This window comes from Lactococcus sp. FSL W8-0209 (assembly GCF_038006585.1).
Lineage (GTDB): Bacteria > Bacillota > Bacilli > Lactobacillales > Streptococcaceae > Lactococcus > Lactococcus lactis.
The window spans coordinates 915,921-932,222 of the sequence record NZ_JBBOVN010000001.1 but is presented as its reverse complement, the minus strand read 5'-3'; the positions used below and the strand labels follow the sequence as shown (position 1 = coordinate 932,222).

At 32.0% G+C, this 16,302-nt stretch carries 13 protein-coding genes and 1 pseudogene; 3 read left to right on the top strand and 11 right to left on the bottom strand.

Annotated features, from left to right (window positions below; genetic code table 11):
• Positions 1 to 760 precede the first annotated feature (760 nt).
• Both scrK and MKX45_RS04715 read right to left on the bottom strand, forming a co-directional pair.
• Positions 761 to 1,633 (bottom strand): fructokinase ScrK, encoded by an 873-nt coding sequence (gene scrK / locus MKX45_RS04720; protein ID WP_340816854.1) that lies wholly within the window; start codon positions 1,631 to 1,633, stop codon positions 761 to 763.
• A 12-nt stretch (positions 1,634 to 1,645) separates the two neighbouring features.
• On the bottom strand, positions 1,646 to 3,598 hold the full coding sequence (locus MKX45_RS04715; RefSeq protein WP_340816853.1) for a sucrose-specific PTS transporter subunit IIBC: 1,953 nt from the start codon (positions 3,596 to 3,598) through the stop codon (positions 1,646 to 1,648).
• A 177-nt stretch (positions 3,599 to 3,775) separates the two neighbouring features.
• On the opposite strand from MKX45_RS04715, the gene MKX45_RS04710 reads away from it, so the two are divergent.
• Positions 3,776 to 5,194: a sucrose-6-phosphate hydrolase gene (locus tag MKX45_RS04710; protein ID WP_340816852.1), complete on the top strand. Its 1,419-nt coding sequence runs from the start codon at positions 3,776 to 3,778 to the stop codon at positions 5,192 to 5,194.
• Entirely contained in the window at positions 5,176 to 6,147 is a 972-nt protein-coding gene (locus tag MKX45_RS04705) for a LacI family DNA-binding transcriptional regulator (protein WP_063280457.1), read from the top strand. Before MKX45_RS04710 ends, MKX45_RS04705 begins: the two co-directional genes overlap by 19 nt.
• 268 nt (positions 6,148 to 6,415) lie before the next feature.
• On the opposite strand, the pseudogene MKX45_RS04700 reads toward MKX45_RS04705, so the two are convergent.
• The 9 genes and pseudogenes from MKX45_RS04700 to MKX45_RS04660 form a co-directional block, all read right to left on the bottom strand.
• Positions 6,416 to 7,527, bottom strand: a pseudogene (locus tag MKX45_RS04700) (IS3 family transposase).
• 517 nt (positions 7,528 to 8,044) lie between these two features.
• A complete protein-coding gene (locus MKX45_RS04695) occupies positions 8,045 to 8,689 on the bottom strand; it encodes a hypothetical protein (RefSeq protein ID WP_063280249.1) in 645 nt (214 codons plus the stop codon).
• Positions 8,676 to 9,404, bottom strand: a complete 729-nt coding sequence (locus MKX45_RS04690; RefSeq protein ID WP_216528269.1) for a lantibiotic ABC transporter permease — start codon at positions 9,402 to 9,404, stop codon at positions 8,676 to 8,678. The genes MKX45_RS04695 and MKX45_RS04690 overlap by 14 nt, the downstream gene beginning before the upstream one ends.
• Position 9,405: 1 nt before the next feature.
• Complete coding sequence (locus tag MKX45_RS04685; protein WP_015425986.1) at positions 9,406 to 10,083, bottom strand: ABC transporter ATP-binding protein; 678 nt, start codon at positions 10,081 to 10,083, stop codon at positions 9,406 to 9,408.
• A gap of 98 nt (positions 10,084 to 10,181) precedes the next feature.
• Positions 10,182 to 11,525, bottom strand: a complete 1,344-nt coding sequence (locus MKX45_RS04680; protein WP_063280251.1) for a HAMP domain-containing histidine kinase — start codon at positions 11,523 to 11,525, stop codon at positions 10,182 to 10,184.
• Positions 11,518 to 12,204, bottom strand: coding sequence for a response regulator transcription factor (locus MKX45_RS04675; protein WP_063280253.1), 687 nt, complete (start codon positions 12,202 to 12,204; stop codon positions 11,518 to 11,520). The genes MKX45_RS04680 and MKX45_RS04675 overlap by 8 nt, the downstream gene beginning before the upstream one ends.
• A 237-nt stretch (positions 12,205 to 12,441) precedes the next feature.
• Entirely contained in the window at positions 12,442 to 12,909 is a 468-nt protein-coding gene (locus MKX45_RS04670) for a S8 family serine peptidase (RefSeq protein WP_231099406.1), read from the bottom strand.
• Positions 12,831 to 13,397: a lantibiotic dehydratase gene (locus MKX45_RS04665; protein ID WP_231099405.1), complete on the bottom strand. Its 567-nt coding sequence runs from the start codon at positions 13,395 to 13,397 to the stop codon at positions 12,831 to 12,833. Before MKX45_RS04665 ends, MKX45_RS04670 begins: the two co-directional genes overlap by 79 nt.
• A gap of 107 nt (positions 13,398 to 13,504) precedes the next feature.
• Entirely contained in the window at positions 13,505 to 13,678 is a 174-nt protein-coding gene (locus tag MKX45_RS04660) for a gallidermin/nisin family lantibiotic (protein ID WP_063280252.1), read from the bottom strand.
• Between the two features lie 877 nt (positions 13,679 to 14,555).
• Between MKX45_RS04660 and MKX45_RS04655 the strand changes: the two genes are divergently transcribed.
• A protein-coding gene (locus tag MKX45_RS04655; RefSeq protein WP_095559415.1) for an IS3 family transposase occupies positions 14,556 to 15,703 on the top strand; the annotation gives its coding sequence in 2 pieces (ribosomal slippage) (positions 14,556 to 14,808 and positions 14,808 to 15,703; 1,149 coding nt in all).
• Positions 15,704 to 16,302: the final 599 nt, after the last annotated feature.

Here is a 16,302-nt window from a genome sequence, read left to right as displayed (position 1 = left end):
ATTTTTCAATTTAAGAGGTTTTCTATGAAACAGGTTTATAAAGGCTTATAGAACCTGAATTTAACTTTGAGAGCGACCTAAATAATCCCCTCTTCTCCTTACAATATATATCTTTTTTTATAACTATTTTGTATTTTTATAATTTTACACTTGTTTTTTAAGTAAATATAAAATTATTAAGAGTTTTTCTAGTATCGATTTATTCGGTAAATTTTATTTTAATTTTTATAATACACTGTTACAAAGGCAGTCATGAATATTCCCATATTTGAAATAAACGCTCAACGCGTTTGCTTAATATTAAAACACATAAAATAAAAAGTCACTAAAGTTTAGTGGCTCTTTATTTTATAAGTTTTCTATTGTTTTCAATAATGTCTAGTTGATTTATATATTTTAAATTTTACCCACTATTTGCCCACTAAATTTTATTTTAGTTTCTATAATGCATTGCTACACAGGCATCCAATAATATTCCCATATTTGAAATAATTTTGGGCATTTCAACTTTTCTTATTCTAAATAAGATAATACATAATTTGTGAAATACTGCCTTCCAAAGTAAGACCTAGAAATTTACTTTTCTCATACTTAAATTATTAGGTATTTAGCATCACTAAAAGAACTTTCGATTGTGTTGCAAAAAGTTAAAAGATAACAAAGAAATGAAACTTTTTATAGTTGTAATATTGCCTTAATATTTACAATTACCATTATATTTTGTTGAACTACATGCTAGAAATATATAGATTTTATATTATTATTCTTTTGTAAATAAAGAATATGCTAAATAGAAATTTCCTAACGTTGCTGAACCATTTTCTTTGACAGTTGGTAAGCGAATATACTTTTCTACAGAACAAGGCAGATCTATATAATTATTAAGCATAGAAATGAATTGTTTTTGTATAAGTGATATCATATTTGGTTTTTCCATTACACCACCTCCCAAAATTATACACTCGGGAGCTAATGTCAATGTTGCATTAATAGCCGCTTGAGCAATATAATAGCTTAAGATATCCCAGATAGGATCATTTGAAGAAATTTTTTCCCCAAGTATTCCTGTTCTAGCTTCAAGACTCGGACCCGCCGCAACTCCTTCAAGACAATCACCATGGAAGGGACAGATTCCTTCAAAAGTAAGATCATCTCTATGACGATTTATTCTTTGGTGCCCCATTTCCGAATGCCCAATGCCACCAATAAAATATCCATTTTGAATTGCTCCCCCTCCAATACCTGTACCGATTGTTAAATAAACAAGATTTTTTATTCCTGTATTTTTCATTTCACCATAGGCTGAGGCGTTTACATCAGTAGTAAAATATATTGGAATATCAAGTGCTTCTTTTAATTGGCCAACTAAATTTATATTTTTCCAACCAACTTTTGGCGTCGAAGTAATGTAACCATACGTTTTACTTGAAAGGTTTAGATCAATAGGCCCAAATGATCCTAAACCAATGGCAGAAACTCGGTTTTCTTTAAAATATTTAATCGTCTTACTTATAGTTTCTTGTGGCGTAGTAGTAGCAAATTTGAATTTTTTTATAATATTAAAATGTTCATCTGCAATAGCAAGTACAAATTTTGTACCACCAGCCTCAATTGATCCATAGTATACGGACATAGTTCGCTCCCTCTAGTTCAATAATAGAATTTTTTCTCCAACTTTGATATCAACATTTTCACTCAATGGCAAAATCTCATTGTAACTTGCTGAATTTGTAATAACAATAATTACAGTATCATCGAATCCACTCTTCTTGATTTCTTCTTTATCAAAAGATCCTAGTAAATCCCCTGCTTTTACTTTCTGGCCAACTTTAACATTTTGTATGAATCCATTACCATTCATTGAAACAGTATCTATTCCAATATGTAAAAGAACTTCACCTCCATTTTTTGTTTTTATACCATAAGCGTGACCTGTTTCATAAGCAATAATAATTTCTCCGTCGGCTGGTGAGAAAAGTTCTCCAGATTTAGGCTTGATTGCAATACCTTTTCCCATAATTTCTTTTGAGAAAACAGGGTCACTTACATCAGACAGAGGAATCACAAATCCATTTATCGGAGCAAGGAGTTCGCCACTTTTAACTGGATCGATAATAACTTTCTCAGGTTGGTATTGAGTTGTTGCATTCTGTTTATTTTTTTCTTTCGTAATAGATTTAGCTTCCATCCGCCGACCATAGATTGAGGTAACACCAAAAGCAATAAGAAAGCTAATAAATATCGAAATCATAAATTGTAAGTTATACCCAGCTTTAATAGAGATAAAGCCAATTAATCCTGCGGATCCCAGACTAACCGCAAGGACATGGAATAATCCCATAAATAATGAACCAATTGCTGAAGCCCCAAGAGCAATAAAGAACGGATATTTTAGTTTTAGATTAATCCCAAATAACGCAGGTTCTGTAATACCTAGAATAGCAGATACACCAGCTGGAGCTGCAAGAGCTTTTGTCTTAATGTTTTTAGTAACAAATAAAATTGCAAAAGTTGCACCAGCTTGAGCCATATTTGCGCAGGCCGCAACTGGAAAAATAAAGTCTCCACCAATACCACTGTGTTGATAGTTTGTGATTAACATTGTTTCAATGGCCGGAAAACTCTGATGTAATCCAGTTACTACTATTGCCGAGTAGAAGCCTCCAAACACAAGCATTCCTAGTGCCCCTAATGTGTTATAAAGTCCAACCAAACCATCTGTCAAGCCATTTGATACAAAACGAAGCGCTGGTCCCACAATAGTGAATGTGAGAAATCCAGTTATGATGACTGAAAGTAACGGAGTAAATGTGAAGTCTATAGCATCGTTAAGGTATTTATGAAAGAATCTCTCAAGTTTAGCAAGGATAAAAGCCACTCCAATTACAGGAAGAACTTGTCCTTGATATCCAGCCTGGGCAACTTTAAAACCAAAAATATCCCAATAAGTCATTGTATGATTAGAGATTGCTTCAGCAACATTATATCCATTAATAAGCCCAGGCATTACCATAATCATACCTATAACAGCACCTAAATATGGGTTTCCACCAAACCTTTTTGTGGCAGAATATCCTATTAAAATTGGCATGAATGTAAATGGTGCGGCACTCATAGTATTAACAATATCAGCAAATCCTTTCCACATAGGAAACATTTCAACAAGTGATTTCGTCGCGAAAAGATGTTCAGCTGTTAGCGCATTATTAAGAGCCATTAACAGACCACCAGCTACAAGAGCTGGTATCAAAGGAACAAAAATATCAGAAAGCAGCTTTACAAGTGCCATTACTGGATTTTGTTTTTTTTGACTTCCTGCAATCTCTTTGAGATCTGCAGTTGATGCCTCACTTATTCCTGTAAGTTTAATAAATTCTTCGTATACAGTGTTAACATCACCTGGCCCTACAATAATTTGATATTGACCAGCTGCTTCAAAAGTCCCCTTAAGATCTGGGTCATTATCTAGAGCATCTTGATCAATAACGCCAGTATCTTTTAGGACTAAACGTAGTCGTGTCGCACAATGTGCAGCTCCTTGAATGTTATCACGCCCAACTGCATTTAAAATGCGTTCAGCTACCTGCTTATGATTCATAATTTTCTCCTCAAATAAAATGATTTCGCTTACAGAAGTTATTTTATCATTTTTCTGATATATGTCAAGCGTTTGCCATATTTTTTTATTTTTTATTTTTCCGTGCTTGTTTATATTGATTTTTTTATAAAAAACGTTTATCATAAATATATATAATTTAGTAAATGAGGAAAAAAAATGAAATGGTCTACCAAACAACGATATCGTACCTACGATAGTTATTCTGAAAATGATTTAGAGAGTTTACGCAAACTGGCACTAAAATCTCCTTGGAAATCAAATTTTCATATTGAACCAGAAACTGGACTTCTTAATGATCCAAATGGATTCTCTTATTTCAATGAAAAATGGCATTTGTTCTACCAACATTTTCCTTTTGGGCCAGTACATGGTTTAAAATCATGGGTACATCTAGTCTCAGATGATCTCGTCCACTTTGAGAAAACAGGGCTAGTCCTTTATCCAGATACAAAATATGATAATGCTGGAGCTTATTCTGGGTCTGCTTTAGCTTTTGAAAACTCCTTATTTTTAATATATACGGGTAATCACAGAGGCAAAGATTGGGTTAGAACTCCATATCAACTCGGAGCAAAAGTTGACAAAAATAATCAGTTAGTCAAATTCACTGAACCACTAATTTTTCCTGATTTTTCTCAAACAACCGACCATTTTCGAGATCCCCAAATTTTTTCATTTAAAGGACAAATTTATTGCTTAATTGGTGCTCAAAGCTCTCAACAAAATGGTATAATCAAACTTTATAAAGCAATAGAAAATAATTTAACTGATTGGAAAGATTTGGGAAACTTAGATTTTTCAAAAGAAAAAATGGGTTATATGATTGAATGTCCGAACCTTATATTTGTCAATGGTAGATCAGTATTAGTTTTTTGTCCACAAGGACTAGATAAATCGATTGTTAAATATGATAATATATATCCTAATATGTATGTTATTGCGGATGACTTTACTACTGGTTCAAAAAATCAGCTAAAAAATGCAGGACAACTAATTAATTTGGATGAAGGTTTTGACTGTTATGCTACGCAGTCATTTAATGCACCTGATGGCTCTGCTTATGCCATTTCATGGCTAGGTTTACCTGAGACATCATACCCCACTGATAAATACAATGTTCAAGGTGTCTTGTCCATGGTTAAGAAGCTTTCAATAAAAGACAACAAATTGTATCAATATCCAGTTGAAAAAATGAAAGAATTAAGACAAAAGGAACATGATCTCTTACTAGCAGATAATAACATTATTACATCTAACTCTTATGAACTTGAGGTCGATTTTCGTCAGCAAAACTCTACACTTCTATCTTTAATGACAAATGAAAAAGGGGTTAGTGCACTTAAAGTTGAGATAGATAAAGAAAATAACACTATTACACTTATAAGAAATTATGAAAAACGTTTGGCACATGTTAAAATAGAAAAAATGAATGTATTTATTGATCAATCAATTTTTGAAATTTTTATTAATGATGGTGAAAAAGTATTATCAGGTCGTGTATTTCCAAATAAAAATCAGTATTCGATTAGAAGTCAAAATCCGATAAAAATAAAATTATGGGAGCTAAAAAAGTGATTAAACTTGAAGATGTTGCAAATAAAGCTGGGGTTAGTGTAACGACAGTTTCGCGTGTTATAAATCGTAAAGGATATTTGAGTGACGCAACAATATCAAAAGTAGAAAAAGCAATGCAAGACTTGCATTATATTCCAAACGCAGCCGCACGTTCTTTGCAAGGAAAGTCTTTAAAATTAATTGGCCTAGTATTTCCAACTATAAAAAATATTTTTTATGCAGAATTGATTGAAAAAATTGAGCAAGCTCTTTTCAAACGAGGTTACAAAGCTATGTTAGCAACAACAGAACATGATGAACAAAAAGAGCGAGACTATCTTGCCTTACTACTTTCTAACCAAGTTGATGGAATTATTTATGGGAGTCATAATTTAAAAGCACATGATTATATAGCAATTGAAGCACCTATTGTTGCTTTTGACCGTTTATTAACCCCTGAAACAACTGTTGTTAGCTCTGATAATTTTGAGGGAGGAATCCTAGCTACTAAAGCTTTGATTAACTCTGGAAGTAAAAAAATCGCCATATTTACTGGGAACGATAATACCAATTCTCCTACATATTTAAGGCGTGATGGTTATCTTCTTGAGCTGGAAAGAAATCAATTAAAGCCACATATAATAAAAATTCCTTCTCAATGGACTCTTCTTCGCAAAAAAGTTGAGATCAAAAAAATACTAGAAAACAACGATTTTGATGGTATATTTTGTACAGATGATTTAACAGCTATATTAGTAAAAGATCTCGCCTCAAATTTAAAAAAATCACTTAATGTGGTAGGTTTTGATGGAACTGAATTTATAGAAAACTACTATCCTAACCTAACAACGATAAAGCAACCAATAAATGATTTAGCGGAACTCTTAGTTGATTTAATCATACGAAAAATTGATGGAGATAACATTGACATTACATATCAACTTCCTGTTCAGCTACATTATGGTATAGATTAAAAATATATTTTACTTCTTCAAAAAGACACTGCTTTAATTCTGCAGTGCCTTTTATTTTATATACTTTTCTATTTTTTATGTCAACATGATACATACTATTTCTTTTTTAATATGAAATGGCCTTTGAAAATATCGAATAGTAACTTTCCAATATTGTTACCCTTCTCTTCTCGAATAGGTAATTCACTTGACGCTACTGCATATGTTTGAGTAATGACGTTAAGTCAATTTATTAGAGTCAAAAACGTATAATTTTAATGTATTTATTTTAAGCGATTTCTTTTTCAAATTGATTAGGCGTAAGATACCCTAAACTTTGATGGATTCGTTTTGAATTATAAAAGGCTTCAATATACCAGAAAATACTCTGATAGGCTTCTTCAAAGTTCTTATATTTAAATTGATAGACCCACTCTCTTTTTAAATGTCCATGCCAAGATTCAAGACTGGCATTATGATAAGGATAGCCCTTACGACTGAAGGAGTGAGTCATTCCAGAGTTTTTTATTGTCTCTTCATACTCATGACTCTTATACTGACTTCCTTGGTCAGAATGAAGCATCACAGCTTCTGGATAATTTTGTGATTCCATTGCCTTATTCAAAGTCCTTTGCACTAATTCTACAGTCATTCGCTTTCCTAAATCCCAAGCAATGACTTTTTTAGTATAACGATCCATAATGGTTGAGAGATAAACCCAGCCTTGTTGAGTAGGAATATAAGTAATATCAGTTGCCCAAACCTTATTTATCTTTTTAGGCTCATTTTGTATAAGGTTCTTTCTGTTAATACCATCACTTACGGAGTGTCCGGGTTTAAATTTTTTAAGGACGACGGACTTGAGCTGAAGTTGTTTCATAATTTTTTGTACGAGCTTTATCCCTACTTTTTCCCCTTGATTGAGTAAGAGGTGATGAATCTTAGGTGCCCCATAGATTCCCCGATTCGCCTTGAAAAGTTAGTCAATCTTCAGTGCAAAGTGTTGTCTTCTTAATTGAGTTTTGGATGGCCGTCGATTGATTCTCTCATAATAACTTGCTTCAGGAACACCAAGCAGTTGGCAACTGAGTCTGACATTGAGTGCTAAAGTTTTAATCGTTTGAGTCATATCCGCAGCACTCACATCTTTTTCTCGGCGAATATGGTCAATACTTTTTTTAAGATGTCTTGTTCTTCCTTAACTTTAGCCAGCTGTCTTTTTAATTCTAGAAAATCAGCTTTAGAGACTGAGCTTTCGTTAGACTTAGAATAGAGGTCGATCCATTTATAAATCGTTGCAGGAGCCACGCCGTATTCTTTAGAAAGCTGTGTGACGGATTGCCTAGAATGATAGAAGTCGAGAAGGGTGTCTTTAAATTCTTGTGAGTAGCGTTTTTGCATGTTTTTATCCTTTGTCTAAATTATACAATAGTGACTCTAAGATTTAAGGATAACATCAGTTTTGCTTTGGTTCATTTTATTATTATCAACGATACATCTTTTAATTCTAGGTTAAAATGCACTTTATATGTCTATCAAAAATAATGAAAAATCCAAGTATTTATACTTGGATTTTTTATTGTTTAATTTTCTCTTTTATATAGAAACTCATATTCTTAACAAATAATTGGCATATCGGTTTAAAAATGTTATATGCTTAAAAGAATCTCTCATGAGCTTGACACCAATAACTCCAAAAGAAAAAGTGTAAGTCGATAGGAAACCTCTTTATAAAAAATTACTGAGAAAAGAAAACTAACGACGAAAACATTATTCTTAGAGTAAGAACTGTCACATATTGATAGAAATTTTATTCAAACTTATGAGTCTAAAGGTACTTTGAATAAATTACTATAGACAGAAATAAGAGATAAATAGCAAAAACATATTAGGTCGAATTACCATAAGGAAAAATACTTTATCTAATCTTTTTTTTAGATAATGCCACAAGAATTATTGTGGATAAAACAATCCACCCTACGGCAGCTATCAGATAAGCACCCCGCCCAGTTATCATAAAATTAACAGGTAAAGCAATAGGACACCAATAAGCTGCTAATAAAACTTTATTACTGGCAAAAATAATGAGTAATATTTCAATAATCGCGATAATCATGCTCCCTCCTCGATTGATTATAAAGGTCAATAAAAGATGAAAATGATTAAGAAAAATTGCCATCAACCAGCTAGCTGTTGCGATCATCATTCCTTGTTGCCCTACTCCCTGTGAAACTCCCGTAATTATCCAGATCATTGCTGATGGAAAGAACAAAAGGAAATCCACTACTATTAGCTTTGATAACCAAATTCTGCTACTTTTTTTATTTACATTTATTTCTTGGAAATGATTGGCCAGACTCTCCTGTTCAAAGATTAGAATAGACAAAATTGTAACCAGTAACGGAAAAAACAAAAAAATCATGAGCGACAAATCAGTCATTGAAACATGACTTCTTCCAAAAGCTAAATAAATAGGAACCGTTAAAAGCTCTAATAAAGTAAAGAGAAAAACTAAATAAAACCCTAAGCTATTTTTTAATTTGAGACATTCACTTCTTATCATGTTCTATCACTCCTTTAAGTAAATAAGAAACTCCTATCGTTACAACTATGGAAAGTCCAACTGGTAATAAAACTTCCCAAATACTGAAATTTATCTTCCCTGTTAACAAATCTCCTGATGCTTTGATATTTAACAAACTTTCTGTAACTTTATAGTGATAAGTGTATGGTAGCAAGAACCATACTGGAGTTTGTGCAACAAAAGGGGCAACAATTAAACAAATCAAGGTATTCGCAGCTAACAATACGTAGGTATTAATCCACTTGAAAATCAAGTATATAAAGGGTAAATTCCAAGAAGCTGCTAGTAATATAGCAATCAATGCCACACTTACTTTCATAAAATCCACCACTACAATACCTTGAAACACAAAAGCAACCAAATAAAGCAAAATAATCAAGACTATGCTCGCTAGTATACCTCTTAGCCAAATCAACAACATTTTGGCCAAATGAATTTTCCAACTCAGCTTTTTCCATTTCAAATTTTGAAAATTTCCAGCTTGCTCCTCTGATTTTTTATCATAGAGAAAAAGCAAACTCATCAAAAGGAATAAAAAACCAGCTTCCCACCAATAAATTGAAAAAACACTAAAAATCTGTATTCCACCCATAAGAAATGCTATAAATAGAGTCACAAAAGGGATAATTAATACCAATCTAAGAGTTCCTGATTTTTTTAATTTTATTGCTTCTGAGGCTATTATTCTTTTCATATCACATTCCTCCATGCACAATCTTAAAGAATAACTGTTCAATGTCGTCTTCTTTATTGTTCGCATGATTATAACGAATCTTACCTTTGTTCAAAATAATAATTTGACTAGCTACTTTACTTATTTCGTGCAACTGATGACTAGAAATCAAGATTGTCACACCTTTAGCTTTAAGTTTTAAGATTAAGTTTAACAACTCCGCAATACCATCAGGATCCAAACCATTAGTAGGTTCATCAAGAATTAAAAATTGAGGTTCTGTAAGAATAGCCATACCAATTCCCAAACGTTGTTTCATCCCTAAAGAGAATTTTCCTGCTCTTTTCTTTCCTGTTTCTGCCAAACCAATCACTTCTAGAGTTTCATGAATTCTCTTATCTGAAATTCCAAAAAGCAAAGCCTTAGTTTTAAGATTATCGAAAGCAGATAAATTCATATATATTGCTGGAGCCTCGATTAAGGCTCCAAGTTGATTATTTGTCTTTTCTTGTCCATCAAAAAAAATTTTTCCAGTATCTGCAGAAATTAAACCAAACAAAATTTTCATCAAAGTTGATTTTCCTGCACCGTTAACTCCTAATAAACCACAGACTGTTCCAGATTTAATATCAAAACTGATATCTTGTAGCACCTGCTTTTCTTTATATGTTTTAGAAAGATTTTGAATTTTTACCTGCATTATATTTCCTCACTTTATTTTATGTTTAAAAAAAGTATATAAAACAATTTTCAGAATCTATTCAGAAACAAAAAAAGTAATCCTTAGAGATTACTAAATTACTTTTTTATTTTTAGGATAACTTCTGCCCCACCTTTTTGAGGATTACTGAGAATTAAGTTTCCTTGATGTTTTAAAGCTACACCTTGAGCAAAAGATAGTCCAATCCCATAGTGTTTCCCACTACGTCCAGTATCTTCTGTGAAAAATAGTTTTCCAGCATTTTTTTTTGCTTGTTCAGAAAAAGGATGACCATTATTCCAGATTTCAAAATAGAGATATTTTTCATCATCATAAATACTCAAACTGACTATTTTTTCACCCTCTTTAGCATACTGACAGGCATTAACAAAGATATTGATAAGTGCTCGACTTAAAGCTAATGTATTTCCGTAAAAAGTGGTTAAATCTGTTTTTTTAACTAGCTGATAGTCCACTTGATAAGTTGTTGACAACTCTTCCAATTCAAATGATAAATCTATCAAAAAATCCTCCAGGGAGATTCTCGCTTTGTAATCATTTTCATCATTCAAAAGTTTTGTATAACTAATCATTGTGTTAAAATACTTGTCAAAAACAGTCAAACTATTTTTCATTGACTCAATAAAATCAGCTTGTTGTTCATTTACTTCAGTCATCTCTAGCAGTTCAATATTTCCTTTTAATACTGTTAAAGGTGTCTTAACATCATGTGAAAGTGCAGCAACCTGGAAGGATAAATCATGCTTTTCATGACGCTCCGCTTCAATAAGGAAAGCTAATTCCTTACTTTTCGAATATAAGTTATTCAGAACCTGATCAAATTCAATAATTTTTGATTCCTCTTGTTCAGGAAAAGTAGTTATTTCCCCCATCTTCAATGCAATCTTTTGAACGGCTTGAAAATTCTTAGAAAATTCTCTAATGAGATGATAGACAGAAAAAATAATGAGTATTATTTCACCAAGAAAAAAGAAAAGGTAAGTAAATTGATTATAAGAAATTGAACGAAGCGTATGATTTGTAAATTCTGGCATACTGTTTTGTCTTAAAACAACTGAAAAATGCTTATTGCTTGAATAAGTATAAGTAATTTCTCCTTCTGTAATATTATGTGAAGACTGTTTTGAAGCTACAAAACTAGGTACATCCGACTTGACATAATGTCCTCCCAAAATTTTACTTGTCTCATTGTCAAAAATAATATAATCATATGGGTAGTGTTTCATATCACGTTCGATATCAGAAATAGTTAAATTATCTGAATCTAAAGATAAACGAATAGTTTCTGAACCACTGATTTGTCCAATTTGTCGTAGAAAGAAAGTCAAGCCCAGTAACAACAGGATAAGTAGACAAGTACCTATGATAATTTCAATGACAGCTTGCCATATCCGTCGACGCATTGAATATTTTTTACCCATGCCACTGATACCCAAGTCCCCGAACCGTTTTTATCGGATTAATATCGTATGGTGCAAACTTACTCCTAATCTGATAAATATACTCCGAGATTGACCGAAAAAGTGCATTAGAATATTCATCATATACGTCATCATAAATATCCTCTCTCGTATAAACTTTAGAAGTTCGTTGTGATAGTAATTCAAGAATATCGTATTCACGACAAGTCAGTGGAATTGTTTGACCATTGACACAGACTCGCCTTTCTTCTAAATAAAATGTAATTGGTCCTAAATCTCTACGAATCTCTGAAAAAACATGAACTGCATGTTTATTGCGTTCCTCTCGCTTTATATTTGCTTCCACTTTTGCAACCAACTGTTTAAGGCTAAAAGGCTTAGTAATATAGTCATCCCCACCAATATCTAAGCCGTTTATAATATCCTCTTCTGTATCTTTCGCACTAACAAAGATAATTGGAGTTGATATTTCTCTGCGAATCCTTTTACAAATTTCCGTCCCTTCAATATTTGACAACATGATATCTAACAAAATCAAATCAAAGCCCTGAAAATCAGTAATATCCAAGGGAAGTGAAATGTTTTGATGCGTCGCAACTTCATAGTTTCTCATTTCTAATGCTGTCTTCATTAATTTTAAAATTTCCTGATCATCATCAACTATTAAAATTTTATACACCACTTTACCTCCGATTGTTTAGTACTCATTACTTCATTATACCATTCATTCTGAAGAAATATAATCTATCAATTTTTAGTCTTTCTTTTCAATATACCAAGGATTGAGATACACACTATACCTGAAGCAGGTAAAAAATCTTCTCCATCTCCAGTAACAGGTAAAATTTCTTGACTTCGTACAGAAACAGCACCTCTCAAATTTCGATTATTAGCCATTTTTTGATTAATATTATAATCAACTGAAATTACTTCTTTTGAAATGTTTGATAGAAAAATTGTTATTTGTATTTCTTTGAATTTCCTTATCTTGTTCCTGTTTCATTGTATCCCTAGACTCTTTAAGATTCTCCATGGATTTATGGTTAATAGCATCATCCTGACCTTTATCTGTATCTAAGCTAAAAGCTTTATTTTTCCCATTCAATAAATCAACAATATTCAATACTCTATTCCCATTAACTTCTGGAGAATTCATTAGAAGAAACCTTTTTAGTTGGTTAGGATTCTTTATTCCATATTTATCAACTACTAATGCCAGTGCCCCAGATACTTTAGGAGCAGCAAATGAGTTGCCATAAACATATTGGTACCAGCCAGTATTAGTAGTTGTAAAAAGCCAATTTTTCAAATAATAACCCTGACTGACAAATTTATCTTGCCCATATTTTTTAAAATTGGCCGTTGTACCAGCAGGAGCATAAATTGCATCCGCTTCAATATTACTAAAATCAGAAATATTATCATATAATTCGCATTATTTCTAGTAAATGATAACTTTTTTGAGAAATCTACTTCCATTTTATGAACTAGGCGAATCAACCACTGAGTATCCAATCTTATACCCTTTGTAGTCTTTCCCATTAACTTGTACTGTGAACTTTTCGAAAAAACACCAATTGAAGTTTCACTAAATAATCCAAATGGAGTTGATCGTAAATAACTTCTCTTATAATACTTGTAAATAGATTCAAATAATTTTTTAACCCTTTTCTTCTTTAACAGACCAGCATTATATTTCTGCATAACATCATAGAGTTTAGGATTAGCTAGTAGTAACTGTTCCAAAAAAACTTTATTTTTACTTACAGTCTCAATGACTTGAGTATATTCAGTAAAACTCCGTTTATCGTTTGGAGATAATATTGTATTTCTTACTAAAAACGGTTGAGCTTTAAATGAACTTTTTATCATGTTTTTTCCTCTCTTTATTTTTATAAGCTATTTAGCAACCCTAAATAACTTATAAAAATAGGATAGTATCCATGTCTGAACTAACAAAAAACTATCCTTTGATTTGGTTATTTGCTTACGTGAATACTACAATTACAAGTTGCTGTTTTCATGTTACAACCCATCACAGCTCCTGTTTTACAACCGGGTGTACATAGCGAAATACTTGTAATGCGTGGTGATGCACCTGAATTTTTCTTCGAAACAGATACCAAATCCAAGTTAAAATCTTTTGTACTCATTTTGAGTGCCTCCTTATAATTTATTTTGTAGTTCCTTCGAACGAAATCTTTGTATCTAACAAACTTCAGAATTTAATCAGAGCCGTTTATTATGCTCGCGTTATCGACATTAATATTATTGCCAATACTTTCTCAAGATAGAATTAAGACTGTTTTAGATTTGTTAATGTTTCTATTGTCAGTATAGTTATAAGACTAGGTCATTCAAGTATGTCTAAGACTCAATAAACCTATCTCTATATTATTCAGGAACTAGAAAATCAAGATATTAATAAAATTATTAAATATTCGTCAACTATAACTTAAATAAATATTTTTTGTAAAAGAGATTATTCTAATGATTTTAACTTGTTAATTTTAGGTTAATGAAGAGTGATGGTATCGTCGAGGCGTTTAAAGAGTAGTCCAACTTCTGTTGTTCCTCATAATTTGAAACATTGAGAACTCAATCGTTTACAATTAATCATGATAAGTTCACTTGTCCTCCCCATAAATATTTATCTATTTATCTATTTATCTATTTATCTATTTGTTTTTGTCATTTTAACGATTGGATAATAACAAAAACCATCAAAATAGTAAATACTATCATGAAACTCAATGACTGAGATACATTTGATAAGGTTACTGCCGAACGTGCCTAAAAATAAGGTGACGGTGATTTTAATCTAAGTTATTGGCGTCAAACTCATGAGAGATTCCTTAAAACACATAGTATTTTTAAACCCGATATGCCAATTATTTGTTAAGATTACGAGCTTGTATACAAAAAAGGGAATTAAACAATAAAAAATCTAAGCATAATGGAAAGGTTATAATATGGAAAGGTTATAATAAACTAGACACAAAGTTAAGAGAAATCGTGGAAAGGTTTATTATGGCAAGAAGAAAATTCGATAAACAATTTAAAAATTCTGCAGTAAAACTCATTCTTGAAGAGGGTTACTCTGTTAAAGAAGTCAGCCAAGAGCTTGAGGTTCATGCCAATAGTCTTTATCGCTGGGTTCAAGAAGTTGAAGAATATGGAGAAAGTGCTTTTCCAGGCAATGGGACAGCCCTAGCTAATGCCCAACATAAGATTAAATTGTTAGAGAAAGAAAATCGTTATCTTCAGGAGGAACTTGAACTTCTAAAAAAGTTCCGGGTCTTCTTGAAGCGAAGCAAGTAAAACGTTTTGAATTTCTCTTGAAACATCATGGGAAGATAAAAATTAAGCATGCAGTAAAAGTTCTTAAGGTTTCTCGCTCAGGTTTCTATGAATACATGCATCGTCGTCCTTCAAAACAACAAGTGGAGAGAGAAATTCTCTCAGAGAAGATAAAAGCTGTCTTTCATGAGCATAAGGGACGCTATGGTGCGGTTAGAATTACCAAGGTACTTCATAATACTGGTATTATGACCAACACGAAACGTGTTGGAAAACTGATGCACTTGATGGGACTTTATGCCAAGGGAAGCCGTTATAAATATAAACATTACAACAGAAAAGGAGCTTCGCTTTCAAGACCCAATTTAATTAATCAGATCTTTAAAGCAACAGCTCCTAATAAAGTATGGCTGGGAGACATGACCTATATCCCTACCAAAGAAGGCACCTTATACTTAGCCGTGAATATCGACGTTTTTTCACGTAAGATTGTAGGCTGGTCAATGTCTTCACGGATGCAAGATAAACTGGTGAGGGATTGCTTCTTACAAGCTTGTGGGAAAGAACATCCTCAGCCTGGCTTGATTGTCCATACTGATCAAGGGAGTCAATATACAAGCTCTCGTTATCAATCTACTCTTCGTCAAGTCGGTGCTCAATCTAGCATGAGTCGTAAAGGAAATCCCTATGACAATGCAATGATGGAGTCTTTTTATAAGACGCTAAAGAGGGAGCTTATTAATGATGCTCATTTTGAGACAAGAGCTGAGGCTACTCAAGAAATATTTAAATACATTGAGACCTATTACAATACAAAAAGGATGCATTCAGGTCTTGATTACAAGTCTCCAAAAGACTTTGAAAAATATAATTCTTAAATTCTCTTAACTCCGTGTCTAGTTTTTCGTTGACTTTCCAAAAAAGTCTAACTTTTGGGGTGCACATCAATTCATTTATTTAGACTCTCTCACTTAAGAGTTATTTGTAAATTTACTTTAATATTTTAAACTACAAAACCTACTATAAATTTTACAGTAGGTTTTGGATAAAGTAAATGCTGTATAGTTTTGCTTTGGTTAGTTCTTTGGTTCATTTTATTTTTATTAACAGTAAATCTTTTAAAACTAGGTTAAAACGCACTTTATATGTGTATCAAAAATTTCCATTATCTTATTTGAAATTCCTTCTCCGTAATTTTTTAAGCAAAAAATTTTCCAATTTATTACTAGAGTTTTTTCTCTTTTTTATTAATCTGTCATTGATTAATTAATTTTACTTTTATTTAATCAACCCTAAAACATATTTTCATTTTTTTCCAAGACAAAAAAGTCAATAAGCATTTATATTATAACATATCTGTATATCTCTTTCATCTCTTCCTAGACCCCTATATTATTTTTCAATGCTTTCTATAGATATCATTCTGATAAAGCAGCTTGACAAATGTCATATAAAAAAATACAATCGTAAACAGGAG

Coding starts and splice junctions, on each gene's coding strand:
- MKX45_RS04710 (WP_340816852.1), top strand. CDS start 3,776: ATGAAATGGTCTACCAAACAACGATATCGTACCTACGATAGTTATTCT.
- MKX45_RS04705 (WP_063280457.1), top strand. CDS start 5,176: ATGGGAGCTAAAAAAGTGATTAAACTTGAAGATGTTGCAAATAAAGCT.
- MKX45_RS04715 (WP_340816853.1), bottom strand. CDS start 3,598: ATGAATCATAAGCAGGTAGCTGAACGCATTTTAAATGCAGTTGGGCGT.
- MKX45_RS04690 (WP_216528269.1), bottom strand. CDS start 9,404: ATGAAAAGAATAATAGCCTCAGAAGCAATAAAATTAAAAAAATCAGGA.
- MKX45_RS04665 (WP_231099405.1), bottom strand. CDS start 13,397: ATGATAAAAAGTTCATTTAAAGCTCAACCGTTTTTAGTAAGAAATACA.
- scrK (WP_340816854.1), bottom strand. CDS start 1,633: ATGTCCGTATACTATGGATCAATTGAGGCTGGTGGTACAAAATTTGTA.
- MKX45_RS04660 (WP_063280252.1), bottom strand. CDS start 13,678: ATGAGTACAAAAGATTTTAACTTGGATTTGGTATCTGTTTCGAAGAAA.
- MKX45_RS04685 (WP_015425986.1), bottom strand. CDS start 10,083: ATGCAGGTAAAAATTCAAAATCTTTCTAAAACATATAAAGAAAAGCAG.
- MKX45_RS04695 (WP_063280249.1), bottom strand. CDS start 8,689: ATGATAAGAAGTGAATGTCTCAAATTAAAAAATAGCTTAGGGTTTTAT.
- MKX45_RS04680 (WP_063280251.1), bottom strand. CDS start 11,525: ATGGGTAAAAAATATTCAATGCGTCGACGGATATGGCAAGCTGTCATT.